At 66.1% G+C, this 17,158-nt stretch carries 13 protein-coding genes and 1 other RNA gene; 9 read left to right on the plus strand and 5 right to left on the minus strand.

Annotation, left to right across the window (positions count from 1 at the left end; all coding sequences use genetic code 11):
• Positions 1 to 90: 90 nt before the first annotated feature.
• Positions 91 to 1,308 carry a glycerophosphodiester phosphodiesterase family protein gene (locus L1787_RS21075; RefSeq protein WP_235711087.1) on the minus strand — a complete coding sequence of 406 codons (1,218 nt, stop codon included), beginning with the start codon at positions 1,306 to 1,308 and terminating at the stop codon, positions 91 to 93.
• Between the two features lie 682 nt (positions 1,309 to 1,990).
• Positions 1,991 to 2,134 carry a hypothetical protein gene (locus tag L1787_RS21080; protein ID WP_235711088.1) on the minus strand — a complete coding sequence of 48 codons (144 nt, stop codon included), beginning with the start codon at positions 2,132 to 2,134 and terminating at the stop codon, positions 1,991 to 1,993.
• 308 nt (positions 2,135 to 2,442) lie between these two features.
• Between L1787_RS21080 and L1787_RS21085 the strand changes: the two genes are divergently transcribed.
• Positions 2,443 to 3,360, plus strand: coding sequence for a hypothetical protein (locus tag L1787_RS21085; protein WP_235711089.1), 918 nt, complete (start codon positions 2,443 to 2,445; stop codon positions 3,358 to 3,360).
• Between the two features lie 18 nt (positions 3,361 to 3,378).
• On the opposite strand, the gene lepA is transcribed toward L1787_RS21085, so the two are convergent.
• Complete coding sequence (lepA, locus tag L1787_RS21090) at positions 3,379 to 5,169, minus strand: translation elongation factor 4 (protein ID WP_235711919.1); 1,791 nt, start codon at positions 5,167 to 5,169, stop codon at positions 3,379 to 3,381.
• Positions 5,170 to 5,329: 160 nt separating this feature from the next.
• The gene (locus tag L1787_RS21095) at positions 5,330 to 6,007 is read right to left on the minus strand and encodes a TetR/AcrR family transcriptional regulator (RefSeq protein ID WP_255720710.1); all 678 of its coding nucleotides are present in this window, start codon (positions 6,005 to 6,007) and stop codon (positions 5,330 to 5,332) included.
• A gap of 142 nt (positions 6,008 to 6,149) precedes the next feature.
• Here L1787_RS21095 and L1787_RS21100 point away from each other — a divergent pair, with 142 nt between their 5' ends.
• Together L1787_RS21100 and L1787_RS21105 are read left to right on the plus strand one after the other, a co-directional pair.
• A complete protein-coding gene (locus L1787_RS21100) occupies positions 6,150 to 7,652 on the plus strand; it encodes an efflux RND transporter periplasmic adaptor subunit (RefSeq protein WP_235711091.1) in 1,503 nt (500 codons plus the stop codon).
• Positions 7,653 to 7,710: 58 nt separating this feature from the next.
• Positions 7,711 to 10,872 (plus strand): efflux RND transporter permease subunit, encoded by a 3,162-nt coding sequence (locus L1787_RS21105; protein WP_235711092.1) that lies wholly within the window; start codon positions 7,711 to 7,713, stop codon positions 10,870 to 10,872.
• 89 nt (positions 10,873 to 10,961) lie between these two features.
• Here L1787_RS21105 and L1787_RS21110 read toward each other — a convergent pair whose 3' ends face one another.
• A complete protein-coding gene (locus L1787_RS21110; RefSeq protein ID WP_235711920.1) occupies positions 10,962 to 11,441 on the minus strand; it encodes a DUF2244 domain-containing protein in 480 nt (159 codons plus the stop codon).
• Between the two features lie 51 nt (positions 11,442 to 11,492).
• Between L1787_RS21110 and L1787_RS21115 the strand changes: the two genes are divergently transcribed.
• The 6 genes from L1787_RS21115 to recR all read left to right on the plus strand — a co-directional run bounded on the left by L1787_RS21115 (position 11,493) and on the right by recR (position 17,030).
• The gene (locus L1787_RS21115) at positions 11,493 to 13,205 is read left to right on the plus strand and encodes an ABC transporter permease (RefSeq protein ID WP_235711093.1); all 1,713 of its coding nucleotides are present in this window, start codon (positions 11,493 to 11,495) and stop codon (positions 13,203 to 13,205) included.
• The gene (locus tag L1787_RS21120) at positions 13,202 to 13,876 is read left to right on the plus strand and encodes an ATP-binding cassette domain-containing protein (RefSeq protein ID WP_235711094.1); all 675 of its coding nucleotides are present in this window, start codon (positions 13,202 to 13,204) and stop codon (positions 13,874 to 13,876) included. The genes L1787_RS21115 and L1787_RS21120 overlap by 4 nt, the downstream gene beginning before the upstream one ends.
• Before the next feature lie 6 nt (positions 13,877 to 13,882).
• Positions 13,883 to 13,981: signal recognition particle sRNA small type (gene ffs, locus L1787_RS21125), an RNA gene on the plus strand.
• A 285-nt stretch (positions 13,982 to 14,266) separates the two neighbouring features.
• A complete protein-coding gene (locus L1787_RS21130) occupies positions 14,267 to 16,006 on the plus strand; it encodes a DNA polymerase III subunit gamma/tau (RefSeq protein ID WP_369415122.1) in 1,740 nt (579 codons plus the stop codon).
• Between the two features lie 88 nt (positions 16,007 to 16,094).
• Positions 16,095 to 16,421 carry a YbaB/EbfC family nucleoid-associated protein gene (locus L1787_RS21135; RefSeq protein WP_235711096.1) on the plus strand — a complete coding sequence of 109 codons (327 nt, stop codon included), beginning with the start codon at positions 16,095 to 16,097 and terminating at the stop codon, positions 16,419 to 16,421.
• Between the two features lie 3 nt (positions 16,422 to 16,424).
• Positions 16,425 to 17,030, plus strand: a complete 606-nt coding sequence (gene recR / locus L1787_RS21140; protein ID WP_235711097.1) for a recombination mediator RecR — start codon at positions 16,425 to 16,427, stop codon at positions 17,028 to 17,030.
• Positions 17,031 to 17,158: the final 128 nt, after the last annotated feature.

Here is a 17,158-nt window from a genome sequence, read left to right on the forward strand (position 1 = left end):
TTTTCGTGTTGGGGGCCGCCACCGCCCCGTTGCTCCGACGGGGCATTATGGCGATCGGAGGAGGGGGCGGGGATTACCCGCCCGGACGGCTCAGAGGCCGTAGCAGTTGGCGTAGTAGGTGACGGTCGCCGGCCAGTCGGAGAAGACGCCGACGACGCCGACATCCTGCGCGAGGACGTGGAGGACGTTGTAATAGTCCGCGTCGCTGTCGATCGCGTCGGTGACGGAGTTGAAGTACCAGCCGCCGCCATTGGCGAGCGGGCCGGAGCGCTCCAGCGACCAGGTGATGAGGTTGAGGCCCGCCGCCGTCGCCGCCTCGGCGTAGGCGGAGGGGACGATCGCGCCCGTCTCGTCGAGGTCGACGAGCATGTTGATCGACGGGGCGAGATAGTGAATGCCCATTTCGGCGATCTCGGCCGGGGTGTTCACCCAGGTGCTTTCATCGGCCCCGTCCCAATCATCGCCCGGCTCCACCAGGAAGACGGCCTGCTGACCATAGTCCGGCTCGCTCTCCACCCAGTGGCGGATCACGTCGAGATTGAAAGATTGCGGGAAGACGTCGGAAGCGGGGATACCGGCCTCGCGATATTCGTCGATCATCTTGGTGGCGTAGTCGTCCATCGAGAAGCCGTCGAAGGGCATGTCGACGGCCGGGTCCTTCAGCTCGGGCGTGAACTGGGCGCCGAGTTCCTGGAAGAGGGCGATCGACTCGGCATGGGTGAGAAGCGCCGCCCCGTCGCTATAGAGGGTGGTGCGGAAGCCGGGGACGCCGCCGAGATAGGCCTCGGCCGTGGTCGCGGTCTTGTCGGACGCGTCCATTTTCGGGGTGAGGGTCTGGAACTCGGCGAGGGTGAGGTCCGAGGTGCGGCACTCGGCGGCGGCGGGCGTGTCGCCGGAGGCGGGCGTGAAGGGCGTGCTGCACTTCTCGGCGAGATCGCTCGTCACGATGTCGGTCGTGGTGTGGAGATCGTTCTGCGCGTGGCGGCAGACGAGCGCCTTGTCCTTGGTGAAGGCGACGTCGCATTCGAGGATGCCGGCGCCTTGGCGGGCGGCGGCGAGGTTCGACTGGACGGTGTGCTCGGGAAATTGCAGCGGCGCGCCGCGATGGCCGATGGAGAAGGCCGTCTTCTGCGGGCTCTGGCCGACGCAGGAGAGCAGCTTGTCCTTGAGGTCGCCGTCTTCGAGCTTGTCGATCAGGAAGAACGGGCGGTCGCCGTAGGACATCGCGACCGGGGCGCTCTCGGACTGGGCGAGAGCGGCGAGGGGGAAGCCCGCGAGGAACGCGGCGAGGGCGAGGCTGTGTCGCATAAAAGAGGCCTTCTGATGGGGCCCGGAGGCCGGGTCAGACGAGACCAATTGCGCGGGTCAATGTCGTGCAGTCAACAGTTGTGTGAATGTTTTGTGACGCCTTCGGTTGTGGCGCTGGGGTCGCATGTCGGCCGGGGCGGCGCGGTGGGGGCGCGCGGCGCGGTGGGGCGAGCGCGGCACGATGCGGACGTGCGCGCGCGGCCCGGCGCCGTGTGGGCCGGGTCGGAGGGACGGGACGCGTGAGAGCGACCGTTGATTTTTGTGTGGAGGCCGCCATCACGCGTCCCGCCATTCGGCGCTTTGGGACGGTTCGGGGGCGTACTCGCCGCGCGGAGCCTCTGGCTCGCGTGCCCATTCAGCGGTTTGTCCGCCGCCCTTGCCTCCAGCGGTACGGCAGACCGATGGCCCCGTACGTGCGGTAGGTTTTCGGCGGGCCGCTGACGACCCGATACGGTCCGCCGACCCCACGCGGTTCTCGTTACACCGCGAACGGGGCCGACTGCCGAAGCCTCACCCGCAGTCGGCCGGTCCGGACCGCCTCCAATCGGGTGATGCGGGGGGAGTTTGGCATGGGGGGTGGGGGCGGGGATAAGTTCCCCGGTGTCTTAGCGAACGTCGTTGCCCGTCACGGCGTGCTGGACGACGAGATCGCTTTCGTTGCGATCGATCTGCTTGTGCGCATTCAGAAACCGACGCCGCCCGGCGAGATGGGTGGCTTGTCATCGATTGCGTGGTCGTCACTTATCATGTGCGTTCTGGCTTCGACCTTGTCTTCATGCGGATAGATATAGACGGCGATCGCATCAAAGTCATAGGTGGTCCTCATCTCCGTCGCCGCAGTATGCTTGCGGAAAAGTAATTAGAGCTCATCCGCCTTCATTGTCCTAGCTTGCTGACAAATAGATTGATCATACACCTATAAGATCCTGCCTTGATTCGCGCCGTTTCGATTTTCTGGTTGTGGACAAAAGCTATTGGGTCACTAGCCGAGTGGTCCCATTGGTCCCATTAGGTAAGTTAATTATAGCCGCTTCAATGTAGCGATAAGCGCGCGATATAAGATGGAATTGATTTGTGAGGGGATTGCAATACTGTATTATAAAATAAGAAGAATTTAAACCAATTGAGGTTGCTGTGTTTGAAAACGAGATTGAAAAGAAGGTGAGCCTCATAGAGGATATTAAATCTATATATCATTCAATTCTGAGTGTTTATCCGGATGATGAATATACTATTTTAACTCCGAAGGGAATGGCTTCGCGTGCGAAGTCGTTCATTTTCTCAAAAAATCAGATATCCTTGCATGAGTATTACTTTAGGTATAATAAATTTATATGGACAGAGATATGTGTGGATGTGCTATTTTATAGTCATTTAATCGCCAAGAGGGTGGAGTTGTTATTGGATAGTTGTTTGTCTTCGATTAAAGAAGAAAATTATTTAGCTTCGGCGATAATTGCCAGATCAATTTTAGAGCTAGGTACGGCTGCCCTCGCGGATGTCGGGGAGGTTGGAGAAGTTTTTCCAAAACCAAGTGATATGCGAGCTTTTAGGCGACGAAAAATTATCAATAGTACCAATGCTGATGTTGATATTTTCGATTTTTTTCAGAAATTTATATGGGGAAGTCGTTCAAGGGATGTCGAAGATATTTTCCGGCGCCCTCAAGTCTACTCAAAGCTTGTTAAGCCAAGTTTAGAGCAAGTGCTTGGGGAAGGGGCGCAGGGAATGTTGTCAGTATACGAGAATTTATCGGAATGTGTGCACCCTTTCAGGGGTGGGTACGCCACGCTAACGGCCGTCTCATATAATAAGCTTCGACACACCCACAATTTTTCATTAAAGAACGAGCACAATATCCTTGTTTCTCTAGAAAATGTGAAGCGAGCTATCCTTGTAGGTGCGTCGTTGCAGATTCTGTCAGCGGAATGTCTTCTAACGACCGTCAGGGATGTCTCTAAAGAGTTGGGGATTAAGGGGAGTATTAGAAGTGTTTCTTGGAAATATACTGATGAATTTAGAAATATTACCAATATGAAAACTGCTCTTTAAGGGGGCGAGCTTCGAGGTCTACCCATCCACCTTCAAAGCCGCAATAAACGCCTCCTGCGGGATCTCCACCTTCCCGAACTGGCGCATCTTCTTCTTACCCGCCTTCTGCTTCTCCAGAAGCTTCCGCTTGCGGGTCGCGTCGCCGCCATAGCACTTGGCGGTGACGTCCTTGCGCAGCGCGCGGATCGTCTCGCGGGCGATGATGCGGCCGCCGATCGCGGCCTGGATCGGCACCACGAACATATGCTGCGGGATCAACTCCTTCAGCTTCTCGCACATCGCCCGGCCGCGACGCTCGGCCTGGGAGCGGTGGACCAGCATCGACAAGGCGTCGACCGGCTCGGCGTTGACGAGAATGTTCATGCGGACGAGATCGCCGGCGCGATACTCGGCAAGCTGATAGTCGAACGAGGCGTAGCCCTTCGAGACGGACTTCAGCCGGTCGTAGAAGTCGAACACCACCTCGTTGAGGGGCAACTCGTACGTCACCATCGCGCGGCTGCCGACATAGGACAGCTCGGTCTGGATGCCGCGTCGCTCCTGGCACAGCTTCAGGATGCCGCCGAGATACTCGTCCGGGGTGAGGATCGTCGCCTTGATCCAGGGCTCGGCGATCTCCTCGATCTCGTTCGGCTCCGGCATGTCGACCGGGTTGTGCAGCTCCTTCTCCTCGCCATTGGTGAGGGTGAGCTTGTAGACGACGGACGGCGCGGTCGCGATGAGGTCGAGATTGAACTCGCGCTCCAGCCGCTCCTGGATGATCTCAAGGTGGAGGAGGCCGAGAAAGCCGCAGCGGAAGCCGAAGCCGAGCGCGGCCGAGGTCTCCATCTCGTAGGAGAAGCTCGCATCGTTGAGGCGGAGCTTGCCCATCGCGGCGCGCAGATCCTCGAAATCGGCGGCGTCGATCGGGAAGAGGCCGCAGAAGACGACGGGGATCGCCGGGCGGAAACCCGGAAGCGCCTCGGCGGCGGGCCGCTTGTCCTCGGTGATGGTGTCGCCGACGCGGGTGTCGGCGACTTCCTTGATGCCGGCGATCAGGAAGCCGATCTCGCCCGGCCCGAGCGCGTCGACCTCGAGCATCTTGGGCGTGAAGACGCCGACTTTATCGATGCCGTATTTCGCGCCGGTGCGCATCATGCGGATCGTCTGGCCCTTTTTGAGGTAGCCGTCGATCATGCGCACGAGGGTGACGACGCCGAGATAGGGGTCGTACCAGGAATCGATCAGCATCGCCTTGAGCGGCGCGTCGGGATTGCCCATCGGCGGCGGCAGGCGTTTGACGATCGCCTCGAGCACGGCGGGGACGCCGACGCCGGTCTTCGCCGAGATGGGCAGCGCGTCGGACGCATCGAGGCCGATGACCTCCTCGATCTGCGCCTTGACGCGCTCGGGCTCGGCGGCCGGCAGGTCGACCTTGTTGAGGACGGGGATGATCTCGTGGTCGTTGTCGATCGCCTGATAAACGTTGGCGAGCGTCTGCGCCTCGACGCCCTGCGAGGCGTCGACGACGAGGAGGGAGCCCTCGCAGGCGGCGAGCGAGCGGTTCACCTCGTAAGCGAAATCGACATGGCCCGGCGTGTCGATGAGGTTGAGCGTGTACTCGATCCCATCCGAGGCCTTGTAGATGAGGCGCACGGTCTGCGCCTTGATGGTGATCCCGCGCTCGCGCTCGATGTCCATGGAATCGAGGATCTGGTCCTTCATCTCCCGGTCCGTCAGCGAACCGGTGAGCTGGATCAGGCGATCGGCGAGGGTCGACTTACCGTGGTCGATGTGCGCGACGATCGAGAAATTGCGCACCTTGGTCATCGGGCGCGATTTGCCGGCAGACTGGGTGCTGGCGGGGGCCGCTTCTTGCGTCAGGGGGGCGAGGTCATCCATGCCGTCTATTTAGCAGCACGCTCGCCCCGCTGGAAGGTGCCATCGGGTCGCCGAAGAGAGCCTTTTCGCATGTCCTGACGGGGTGGCGTCAGCCCCGGCCTTCCCCCACGGCGAGACCGTTCATGAAGATGTGAAGAGCGATGTCGAGGCGGTTTTCGGCGACGGCCGAGCAGGCGTGGACCGCATCGGGGTCGACCAGCTTGTCGATCGGGCTCGTGAAGACCATGTCGCACAGGATCGTCGCCGCCGTCTCGGTGTCCTCGGTCGAGATCTCGCCGCGCTCGCGCGCCCGGTCGAGCTCGGCGCGCACCATGGCGCGCACGGTCGCCGGGCCGGCGCGCAGGAAGGTCCGGGCGAGCTCGGGGTGCCGTTCGGCCTCGGCGATGAGGGCGCGCAGCACCATGATGCGATGCTCGGAGATGGTGGTTTCGGCCTCCTTGCGCAGCATCCGGCGCAGGCGCTCCTCGAGGGGCAGGGCGTCCTCGGCCGCGGTGAGGGGGCGAATGATGGAGGCGCGGACACGGCCGACCCAGGCCTCGAACAGGGCATCGCGACTATCGTAGATGGTGTATAGGGTCCGCTTGGACATGCCGGCCGCGCGCGCGATGGCGCTCATCGTCATGCCCTGAAGCCCTTTTGTCGCAGCGACGCGCTCAACCGCGTCGAGAATAGCTGCTTCCCGCTCACCGGGGGTGAGCTGGGGCGGCCGGCCTCGGCGGCCCTGACCGCAGCAGATCAACTGGGGTTTGGTGCAAAGATGGCTCATCTCACGACTGCTTCCGCGTTCCGGTGCGGGTCTTGCTTCACTAGCGAAGAATGATACATAAGGGAACCGAAGAGTTTCCTAATCGCGCACGTCATCATCAACGCAGGGATGGCGCGCGCGGTTTCGTCTAGGAGCCTGCAATATGTTGATCGGAGCCAGAGGCCTGCGGGTTCTCTCGGTAACGGTGGGTCTTGCCATGGTGACGGCCCCCATCTCCGCGCAGGAGGGGCAGGGCGGCGGTCCGCCGCCGGCCGTTCCCGTGACCGTCGTCTCGCTCGAGGCGCAGAATGTGACGCTGACCTCGACCTTGCCGGGCCGCGTGGTGGCCTCGGCGATCGCGCAGGTTCGGCCGCAGGTGGCGGGCATCATTACCGATCGTCTGTTCACTGAAGGCGCGGATGTGGAGCTCGGTGAAGAACTCTACAAGATCGACCCGGCGACCTACCAGGCGCAGGTCGCCCAGGCCGAAGCCGGAGTGACTCAGGCCGAGGCGCGCCTCAAGCAGGCGAACCGCGAGCTCGAGCGCGCCGATACGCTGTTCGCCCGCAATGTGGGCAGCGAACAGGTGCGCGACACCGCCGAATCGGAGCGGGACACGGCGCAAGCCTCGCTTCAGGTCGCCCAGGCGGCCTTGCAGGCGGCCCAGATCGATCTGCAGCGCACGACGATCACCGCGCCGCTCACCGGCGTCATCGGCCGCTCGCTGACGACGCGGGGCGCGCTGGTGACCAGCGGGCAGGAGACGCCGCTCGCGATCATCCGCAATATCGATCCGGTGCTCGTCGACGTGACCCAGTCGGCGGCGGAGATGCTGGCCTGGCGCAAGGGCATCACCCAGCAGAAGCTCGCCGATATCGACGACACGGTGACGCTCATCCTCGCCGACGGCGAAGCCTATGAGCTCACCGGACGGCTGCGCGCGGCGGAGCCTTACGTGAACGAGCAGACCGGCGTCGTGACGCTGCGTCTCGAGTTCCCGAACCCCGACCGGCTTCTGCTGCCGGGCATGTATGTCCAGGTGAAGATGCCCCAGGGCGTCGCCGAAAACGTCGTGCTCGCCCCGCAGGAAGGCGTCTCGCGCGACCGGCGCGGCCGGCCGACGGCGCTCGTCGTCAACGCCGACAATGTGGTCGAGGAGCGGGTGCTGCAGATCCTCGAGTCGCGTGACAATGACTGGATCGTCAGCGGCGGCCTCGCCGATGGTGACAAGATCATCGTCGAAGGCCTGCAGAAGGTGCGACCGGGCGCCCCGGCCGCACCGCAGGAGCGTGGTGCGGAGGCGGCGTCTGCCGCCCCGGCCACGGGGCAAGCAGGGCAGGCGGGGCAGGCAGCCGGCAGCGGTGACGCTTCGCCGGCAGCTTCCGGCGCGGCGACGGGCGGCGAGGCCGCCGCTGCACCCGCGGCGGACGAGACCGTACCGGCCGATGCGAGCGGCGCGGCCAACGAGGCGGCCCCGGCCGATGCGGACGCCGCCGGCGCCGCGCCTGCAACGGACACTTCGGCCGACACGTCTGCGGACACGTCGGCCGACACCACGGCGGAGACCGCCGCGGATACGGATGTCGCCGCCGCCGCGGACGACGATGCGACCCAGCCGACCGAGCGCCGGAAGGGCCGGAACCCCCGCCGCACCGTCCGCGACTGACCGAGCCGCGACGAGTACGCAGTAGACCCCCGCGCCCCGGCGCGAACAGGACACTGGAATGGCGCAGTTTTTCATCGACCGGCCCATTTTCGCTTGGGTGATCGCGATCCTCATCATGGGGATGGGCGCGCTCGCGATTCTGACGCTGCCGGTCTCGCAATATCCTCAGATCGCACCGCCCTCGGTGAGCATCTCGGCGAACTATCCGGGTGCATCGGCGGAGACGGTCGACACGACGGTCACGCAGGTGATCGAGCAGCAGATGACCGGCCTCGACGGGCTCCGTTATATCAGCTCGAACTCGACCGCCGCCGGTTCGGCCTCGATCAGCCTCAATTTCGAGACCGGGACCGATCCCGATATCGCACAGGTCCAGGTGCAGAACCGCCTGTCGCAGGCGACGAGCCTGTTGCCCGAGGTGGTGCAGCGCCAGGGCGTGACGGTGCGCAAATCGTCGGCCGGCTTCCTGATGGTGGTCGGTCTCATCTCCGAGGACGGCCAGCTCGAGCAAGTCGACCTCTCGGACTATCTGAACTCCAACATCGTCGACGAGATCAGCCGCGTCGACGGCGTCGGCGATGTGCAGGTGTTCGGCTCGGCCTATGCGATGCGCATCTGGCTCGACCCGTCGAAGCTCGCCGCCTATGAGCTCGCCGCGTCCGATGTCGTCAACTCGGTGCAGGCGCAGAACGCGCAGATCTCGGCCGGTCAGTTCGGCTCGCTCCCCTCCGTCAGCGGCCAGCAGCTCAACGCGACGATCACCGCGCAGTCGCTTCTTCGCACGCCGGAGGATTTCGAGCAGATCGTGCTGCGGGCGGAGACCGATGGCGGCCTCGTCCTCCTCAAGGATGTCGCGCGCGTCGAGGTCGGCGCGGAGACCTATCAGACGATCTCGCGCTATAATGGCCAGCCGGCATCCGGCATGGCGATCCAGCTCGCGAGCGGCGCGAACGCGCTCGACACCGGCGAGCGGGTGAAGGCGCGGATGGACGAACTCGCCGAGTTCTTCCCCGACGGCGTCGTCTACAATATCCCGTACGACACGACCCCGTTCGTCGTCATCTCCATCGAAGAGGTGGTGAAGACGCTGTTCGAGGCGATCGTGCTCGTCTTCTTCGTGATGCTGTTGTTCCTCGGCAATCTGCGGGCGACGCTCATTCCGACGCTCGCGGTGCCGGTCGTGCTCCTCGGCGTGTTCGGGGTGCTCGCCGCCTTCGGCTTCACCATCAACACATTGACGATGCTCGCGATGGTGCTCGCGATTGGTCTTCTCGTCGACGACGCGATCGTCGTCGTGGAGAATGTCGAGCGCATCATGGAGGAAGAGGGGCTCGGGCCGCGCGAGGCGACGAAGAAGTCGATGCGGCAGATCACCGGCGCCCTCGTCGGCATCGCATTGGTCCTGTCGGCGGTGTTCGTGCCGATGGCGTTCTTCGGCGGCTCGACCGGCGTCATCTACCGCCAGTTCTCGGTCGCGATCGTCTCGGCGATGGCGCTCTCGGTGGTCGTCGCCGTGATCCTGACGCCGGCGCTCTGCGCGACGATGCTGAAGCCGAAAAAGCACGGCGCCGGCTGGGGGCCGCTCGCCTGGTTCAACCGCGTCTTCACGCGGTTGACGGGCGGTTATACCGGCTCCGTCGGCTGGCTGATCCGTCGGCCGCTTCGCATCGGCATCATCTATGCCGCGCTCGTCGGCGGGATGGTCTATCTCTTCGTCAACACGCCGACCGGCTTCCTGCCGGACGAGGACCAGGGCATCATGTTCGTCCTCGTGCAGGGGCCGTCCGGCGCGACGGCCGAGCGGACCGGCGCCGTCCTCGAACAGGTGCGCAGCTATTTCGAGGAGAACGAGCAGGACGCCGTCGCCTCGATGTTCACCGTGGTCGGCTTCTCCTTCGCGGGTTCCGGCCAGAATGTCGGTCTCGCATTCGTGCGGATGAAGGACTGGAAGGATCGCGCCGATCCGTCATTGAACGTCCAGGCCGTCGCCGGCCGGGCCTTCGGCGCACTGTCGCAGATCAAGGACGCGATGGTGTTCCCGATCGTGCCGCCGGCGGTGATCGAGCTCGGCAACGTGTCCGGCTTCGACATGTTCCTCCAGGCGCGCGCCGGTCAGACGCACGAGGAGCTGCTCGATGCGCGCAATCAGCTCATCGGCCTCGCGACGCAGAGCGACAAGATCGCCTCCGTCCGTCCGAACGGGCTCGAGGACGCGGCGCAGTTCGGCCTCAATGTCGACTGGCGTAAGGCCGGGGCGATGGGCGTGACGGCGGCCGACGTCAACAATCTGCTCTCGATCGCGTGGGCGGGGCGCTATGTGAACGACTTCCTCGATCGCGGGCGCGTCAAGAAGGTGTATGTCCAGGGCGAGGCGGATTCCCGCCGCAACCCGGACGATATCGAGCGATGGCGCGTGCGCAATGCGAGCGGCGGGCTCGTGCCCTTCTCGAACTTTGCGGAGGGCGATTGGCGCTTCGGCCCGCAAGGCCTCTATCGCTATAACGGCGTGCCGGCGATGCAGCTCCAGGGGCAACCCGCCGAAGGGGTGACGACCGGCGAGGCGATGGCGGAGATGCAAGCGCTCCTCACCCAGCTTCCGAACGGCCTCGACATCTCGTGGACCGGCCTGTCGCTGGAAGAGCAGGAGACCGGGGGGCAGGCGCCGTTGCTCTATGCCTTGTCGCTCGCCGTCGTGTTCCTGTCGCTCGCCGCGCTCTATGAGAGTTGGGCGATCCCGATCGCGGTGATGCTCGCGATGCCGCTCGGTATCGTGGGGGCGCTGGTCGGTGCGCGCTATGGCGGGTACCCGAACGACGTGTTCTTCCAGGTGGCGCTCTTGACCACGGTGGGTCTCACCGGCAAGAACGCGATCCTGATCGTGGAGTTCGCGCGGGCTCAGCAAGAGGCCGGGAAGGAACTCTATGCCGCGGTGAAGGAGGCGGCACGGCAGCGTTTCCGGCCGATCGTGATGACGTCCATGGCGTTCTCGCTCGGCGTGACGCCGCTGGTGCTGTCGAGTGGCGCCGGCTCTGCGGGCCGTAACGCGATCGGCACGGGTGTCTTGGGCGGAACGCTGTCGGCGACCATTCTCGGCGTGCTGTTCGTGCCGCTCTTCTACGTGATCGTGCGCCGGATCGTGCCGCTGAAGGTCGAGCCGCAGACCGCGGAGGCGGACGCGGTCGGGCCGCACGAGGTGACGGTGAAAGAGGCGGCCGAATAAGGCCGCCGCACGGACCGAAAAACGCCCCGGACGGTTTCCCGTCCGGGGCGTTTTTGTTTGGGCGGCTTCGGGTGCAGGCGGCTTCGTGTTCAGGCCGCGTGGCGGGCTCTCGCGAGAGCATCGGAGAAGGCATCGGCGAAGGAGGCGCGGTCCTCCGGGTTGAGGAAGGCGCCGACGACGATGGTCTTGCCATGCGAGCCGAGATCGAGGCGGACGACGCCCTCGTCCTCCTCGCGGGTGATGCTGAGGCGGGCCCAATAGGGGTTGAAGCGGTGCTCCGTCACCGTGCCGGACGGCGTCACCTTGCGCACCAGAACCTCGGTGTCGGTGACGCTCACCTCCTCGAACTGGCGTCCGCTGCGATAAGAGAGCTTGAAGGCGCCCCACACGAGCGCGACGTCGAGGGCGGCGAATATCGTGACCGGCCATGCCCCGAGGGCGAGCGCGCGCAGGCCCGCAAGGCCCATGACCCCGCCGACAATGGCCACGAGAACCCAGAAGCCGCGACGGCTCAGGGAGCGATGCGGGAAGAGGACCGCGTGAAAATTTTGCGCAGGCGTCACCGACATGGTGGACAATATAATCGCGATTATGAGTGAGGCGAAGCATCGGATGACGCGATGACGGCGCGGGGGTCGGCCTCGGGCCGGGATCTTCTGTGGCGGGCGATCGCGGCAGTGGTGGGCGGGCTGCTCGTGCTGCCGGTGCTCGCCGGGCTGTCGGGCATCGTGTTGCCGGCGTTCGGCTATCTGCCGGCGCTCGGGGCGCGGACGCCGACGCTCTCGGTGTTCGGCGAGTTCTTCGCCGCGCCCGGCGTGTGGCGCTCGATCGCGACGAGCGCATGGACGGGGTTCGCGGCGACGCTCGTCGCGCTGGCGGTGACGGCGGCGATCCTCGCGGCGGCGTTCGAGACGCGGGGGCTCGCGCTGGTCGAGCGGCTGATCGCGCCGATCCTGTCGGTGCCCCATGCGGCGGCGGCGCTCGGCTTCGTCTTCCTGTTCGCCCCGTCGGGGTTCGTGCTGCGGCTGTTGTCGCCCTGGGCGACGGGGTTCGAGGCGCCGCCGGATCTCGTTCTGATCCGCGACCCCTGGGGGCTTGCGATGATCGCCGCCCTTGCGGTCAAGGAGGTGCCGTTCCTGTTTCTGATGGCGCTCGCCGCGCTCGGTCAGGTGAAGGCGCGGGAGCGGGTGATGGTGGCGCGCTCGCTCGGCTACGGGCGGCTCGCGGCGTTTCTCCATACGGTCTGGCCGCTGCTCTATCGGCAGATCCGCCTGCCGGTGCTCGCGGTCCTCGCTTATGGCGTCTCGGTGGTGGATGTCGAGCTGATCCTGGGGCCGACGCGGCCGGCGCCGCTCGCGGTGCGGGTGGTGGAGTGGCTGCAGGCGCCGGACCTGCGGGCGTGGCTCGTCGGGAGCGCGGCGGCGGTGGCGATGCTGGCGCTCGTCGCCGCGTCGATCCTGGCGTGGCTGGGGCTCGAGTGGGCCGCGGGGCGGATCGCGCGGCCGTTGCGGCTCGGCGGATGGCGGGCGCGCGGAGATTTCGGCGTGCGGCTCGGGATCCTTCTCGTGGCGGTGGCGGGCGCGGGGAGCCTGTTCGCCGGGTTCGGCGGGCTGATCCTCCAGTCGGTGGCGCTCTATTGGCCGTTTCCCGAGGCCTGGCCGCCCGCCCTCAGCCTCGCGGCGTGGGAGCGGCATCTGCCGATGGCGGCGGCGCGGCTCGGCGACACGCTCGGGATCGCGCTCGGGGCGAGCCTTGTCGCGCTGCCGCTCGCGGTGCTTCTGGTCGAGGCGCGACGGCGCGGGGCGCGGGTGATGGGGCTCGTCTATCTGCCGCTGATCGCGCCGCAGGTGGCGTTCCTGTTCGGGCTCAACGTGGTCGCGATCGCGGTGCGGGTGACGCCGGGCGCGGTGGCGGTGACGCTGGCGCATGTGGTGTTCGTGCTGCCTTATGCGTTGATCTCGCTGTCGGGCCCCTGGGCGGCGCTCGATCCGCGTTATGAGCGGGTGGCGGCGAGCCTCGGCATCGGCGCGTGGCGGCGCTTCTGGACGGTGCGGCTGCCGTTGATGACGACGCCGCTCCTCGTCGCCTTCGCGCTGTCGGTGGCGGTCTCGGTCGGGCTCTATCTGCCGACGCAGATGATCGGAGGGGGACGGGTGGAGACGGTGACGACCGAGGCGGTGGCGACGGCGACCGGCGGCGACCGCCGACTGACGGGCATCTTCGCGACGCTGCAATTGGCGATCCCGTTCGTCGCGTTCGCGTTGGCGCGGGGCGTGCCGGCGCTCCTCTTTCGCGACCGGCGGGGGATGCGGCCGGTGCGGGGCGGCGCATGAGCCTCGTCTTCGCCGGATTTTCCGTCGCGCTGCGGGGGCGGACGCTCGCGCGGCTCGACGAGACGGTCGCGGGCGGCGAGGTGCTCGCGCTGATGGGGCCGTCGGGGAGCGGGAAATCGTCGGTGCTGCTCGCGGTGGCGGGGCTCCTCGGCGCGCCGTTCATGGTCGCGGGGCGCGTCGTGCTCGATGGGCGGGAGATCGGCGGCCTTGCGGCGGATCGGCGCGGGGTCGGCATGGTGTTCCAGGACGCGCTTCTTTATCCGCATATGTCGGTCCTCCAGAATGTGATGTTCGCGGTGAAGCGGCGGGACGGCGAGGGGCGGCGGCGCGGGCGCGAGGCGCGGCGCGCGATCGCGATGCGGCACCTCGCGCGCGTCGCGATGGAGGGCTTTGCGGACCGCGACCCGGAGACGCTGTCGGGCGGGCAGAAAAGCCGGGTTTCGCTCGCCAGAACGCTCGCCGGGGAGCCGCGCGCTCTGCTTCTCGACGAGCCGTTCTCGGCGCTCGATCAGGCGCTGCGCGGCCAGACGCGGGCGATCGTCTTCGCGCTGGCGCGGGAGGATCGGCTGCCGGTTCTGATGGTCAGCCACGATCCGGTCGACGCCGAAGCCGCCGGGGCGAACGTCATTGAAATCGGGGCCTTGCCATCGGCGGGGGGGACGTTGATATAAGGGCCTGGGAGGTCGGCGGTGGACGGTCCACTCGCCAACCGGGTCAGGTCGGGAACGAAGCAGCCCCAACGAGATTCGGTCCGGGTCATTCGCTGGCCTCCTTCTTCAGCCACCGCAGCACGCGCCTCGTCGCGGATCCGGCGCATCGCACGGTGCGCCCCGCCGCCACCACCGCCACTCCACGGAATGGCTCGACGGGGTGGCGCGGTCCGTCCGGCCGGGGTCGCCGCGCACGGGTGATGTGAGGCGGACGGTGCGCCCGTCGGCGCTTCTTCAATTTTCCAAAGCGTGAAGACGTGGCATGTTGCGGCTCGCCCGGCGCGGGGCGGGTGTGCGAAGTGTGGACAGCGCCCATGCGCGTTTGGTGTTTCGGGCGCCGTTCGCGAGGATGTGCGGGTAGATCGAAGCCGGAGAAAGCGCTTGGCGGATTTCCCTCAAAATGGCGATGGTTCGGCGCCCTATCGGGTTTTGGCGCGGAAATACCGGCCGAGCCATTTCGGTGAACTGATCGGGCAAGGGCCGATGGTGCGGACCCTGCGCAACGCGTTTGCGCACGATCGGATCCCCCAGGCCTGGATGCTGACCGGCGTTCGCGGCGTCGGCAAGACGACGACGGCGCGCATTCTCGCGCGGGCCCTCAATTACGAGCGCGAGGGCGAGGAGCGTCATCCGACCGTCGATTTCGTCGACGAAGGCGTGCATTGCCGGGCGATCATGGAAGGGCGCCATGTCGACGTGATCGAGATGGACGCGGCGAGCCACACCTCGATCAACGACATTCGCGAGATCACCGACGCAGCGCGTTACAAGCCCGTGTCGGCGCTCTACAAGGTCTACATCATCGACGAAGTGCACATGCTGTCGACGGCGGCCTTCAACGGGCTGTTGAAGACGCTCGAAGAGCCGCCGGCGCATGTGAAGTTCATTTTCGCCACGACCGAGATCCGCAAGGTGCCGGTGACGGTGCTGTCGCGCTGTCAGCGCTTCGACCTGCGCCGGATCGACGGCGAGGAGCTGACCCAGCATCTCACGATGATCGCCGGCAAAGAGGCGATCGAAGCCGACGAGGAGGCGCTGCGGCTGATCTCGCGGGCGGCCGAAGGCTCGGTGCGCGATGCGCTGTCGTTGCTCGACCAGGCGATCGCCCATGCCGGCGGGCGCGTCACCGCCGAGACCTTGCGGGACATGCTGGGCCTTGCCGACCGCACGCGGATCGTCGATCTGTTCGAGCTCGTGATGAAGGGGGAGGCGGCGGGCGCGCTCGCCGAGCTCGCCGCGCAATATGAAGTCGGCGCGGATCCGACGGTGGTGCTGACGGATCTTGCGAGTTTCACCCATCAGGTGACGCGTCAGAAGGTGACGAACGCCGCGCCGGAGCCGGGCGAGCCGCAGGAGGTGCGGGAGCGTTCGGCGAAGTATGCGGCGGCGTTGCCGATGGCGGCCCTGTCGCGCATGTGGCAGGCGCTGCTGGCGGGGATCGCCGAGGTGCAGGCCGCGCCGAAGCCCATGATGGCGGCGGAAATGGTGGTGATCCGCCTTTGTTATCTCGCCAACCTGCCGGACCCCGCGGCGCTGCCTTTGAGCGCCGCGCCGGGCGTGTCGACCGGGGGCGGCGGCTCGCATGCGGCCTCGGGCGGCGGAGGGGGCGGGGCGCGCGGCGCCGCGTCGGTGGTGCCCTATGCGCAGGCCGCGCCGGCTCCCGCGCCCACGGCCCCCGCCGGGCCGCCAATGCCGACGAGCTTTGCCGAGATGGCGGCTTTGATCGGCGCGCAGAGCGTGAAGCTGAAGCGGTCGATCGAGCGGGAGATGCGGTTGAAGCGCTTCGAGCGCGGCCGCATCGAGGTGTCGCTGGAGCCGGAGGCGGAGCCGGCGGTCGTCGGGCAGATCGGCAAGAAGCTCACCGAGATGACGGGCGAGCGCTGGATCGTGACAGTCAGCGACGGCGCGACGGCACCGACCTTGCACGAGGCGCACGAGGCCGAGCAGGCACGGTTGAAGGCGGAGGCGGAGAAGGATCCGCTGGTTCGCGCCTTGCTCGCCCGCTTCCAGGATGCGGAGATCGCGAGCGTTCAGACCAACGCGATCCCCGACGGCGAGCAGGCGCGCAGCCGCGCCCAGGGCGAAGGCTGACCGCGAACAATCGGACAATCACACGATCGAGAGCTTGTTTACGGCCGGGTGACGTGAACAGGTCTCCCGCGACAGAAGGAGAGGTTTTATGGATTTCTTGAAGCTGATGGGTAAGGCCAAGGAGCTGCAGACCCGCATGGGCGAGCTCCAGGAAGAGCTGAAGGCCATCGAGGCGACCGGCGAGGCGGGCGCGGGTTCGGTGAAGGCGACGGTGAACGGTCAGATGAACCTCACCGGGATCAAGATCGACCCCTCGCTCCTGAAGCCGGAAGAGGCCGAGATCGTCGAGGATCTCGTGATGGCGGCGATCACCGACGCGCGCAACAAGGTCGAGCCGATGGTCCAGGAGAAGACCCAGGGTCTGATGGGCTCGCTCGGTCTCCCCGCGGGGCTGAAGCTTCCCTTCGGGGGCTGACCCTTGGCCGCGATCGCCGGACCCGAGATCGAGCGGCTGATCACGCTGCTCGCGAAGCTGCCGGGGCTCGGGCCGCGATCGGCGCGGCGGGCGGCGCTCGCGATGGTGAAGAAGCGCGAGACGCTGCTCCTGCCGCTCGCCTCGGCGCTCGCCGAGGTGGGCGAGCGCGTCACCGTGTGCAGCGTTTGCGGCAATGTCGATACCGCGGACCCGTGCACGGTGTGCATCGACGGCGGGCGCGATCCCACGATGATCATCGTCGTCGAGGATGTCGCGGATCTGTGGGCGCTGGAGCGGGCCGCGGTGATGCGAACGCGCTATCACGTGCTCGGCGGGACGATCTCGGCGCTCGACGGGTATGGGCCCGAAGATATCGGAATCGGTCGGCTCGTGGAGCGGGCGGCCGAAGAGGGCGTGCGCGAGGTCGTGCTCGCGATGAACGCCACCGTCGAGGGGCAGACGACGGCCCATTATATCACCGAGCGGCTCGAACCGCTCGGCATCACGGTCTCCCGTCTCGCCTCGGGCGTGCCGATCGGCGGCGAGCTCGATTATCTCGACGAGGGAACGCTCGCGGCGGCGCTCAATCAACGCCGTCCTTTCGGTTGAAATCCGGTCCGGTTTGACCCAACCTTTGCGCGAAGGTTGACCGCGCGGCCTTCGCGTGTTGTTCGAGACGTCCATTCCGCGGGCGTTTTGCCGGCGGCCGATGACGGCTGCACGCGTGCGAAACGCCC

It is taken from the genome of Acuticoccus kalidii (assembly GCF_021556395.1).
GTDB lineage: Bacteria > Pseudomonadota > Alphaproteobacteria > Rhizobiales > Amorphaceae > Acuticoccus > Acuticoccus kalidii.

Coding starts and splice junctions, on each gene's coding strand:
- L1787_RS21120 (WP_235711094.1), top strand. CDS start 13,202: ATGAGCCTCGTCTTCGCCGGATTTTCCGTCGCGCTGCGGGGGCGGACG.
- lepA (WP_235711919.1), bottom strand. CDS start 5,169: ATGACCAAGGTGCGCAATTTCTCGATCGTCGCGCACATCGACCACGGT.
- L1787_RS21100 (WP_235711091.1), top strand. CDS start 6,150: ATGTTGATCGGAGCCAGAGGCCTGCGGGTTCTCTCGGTAACGGTGGGT.
- L1787_RS21080 (WP_235711088.1), bottom strand. CDS start 2,134: ATGAGGACCACCTATGACTTTGATGCGATCGCCGTCTATATCTATCCG.
- L1787_RS21105 (WP_235711092.1), top strand. CDS start 7,711: ATGGCGCAGTTTTTCATCGACCGGCCCATTTTCGCTTGGGTGATCGCG.
- L1787_RS21135 (WP_235711096.1), top strand. CDS start 16,095: ATGGATTTCTTGAAGCTGATGGGTAAGGCCAAGGAGCTGCAGACCCGC.
- L1787_RS21095 (WP_255720710.1), bottom strand. CDS start 6,007: ATGAGCCATCTTTGCACCAAACCCCAGTTGATCTGCTGCGGTCAGGGC.
- L1787_RS21075 (WP_235711087.1), bottom strand. CDS start 1,308: ATGCGACACAGCCTCGCCCTCGCCGCGTTCCTCGCGGGCTTCCCCCTC.
- L1787_RS21110 (WP_235711920.1), bottom strand. CDS start 11,441: ATGTCGGTGACGCCTGCGCAAAATTTTCACGCGGTCCTCTTCCCGCAT.
- L1787_RS21115 (WP_235711093.1), top strand. CDS start 11,493: ATGACGGCGCGGGGGTCGGCCTCGGGCCGGGATCTTCTGTGGCGGGCG.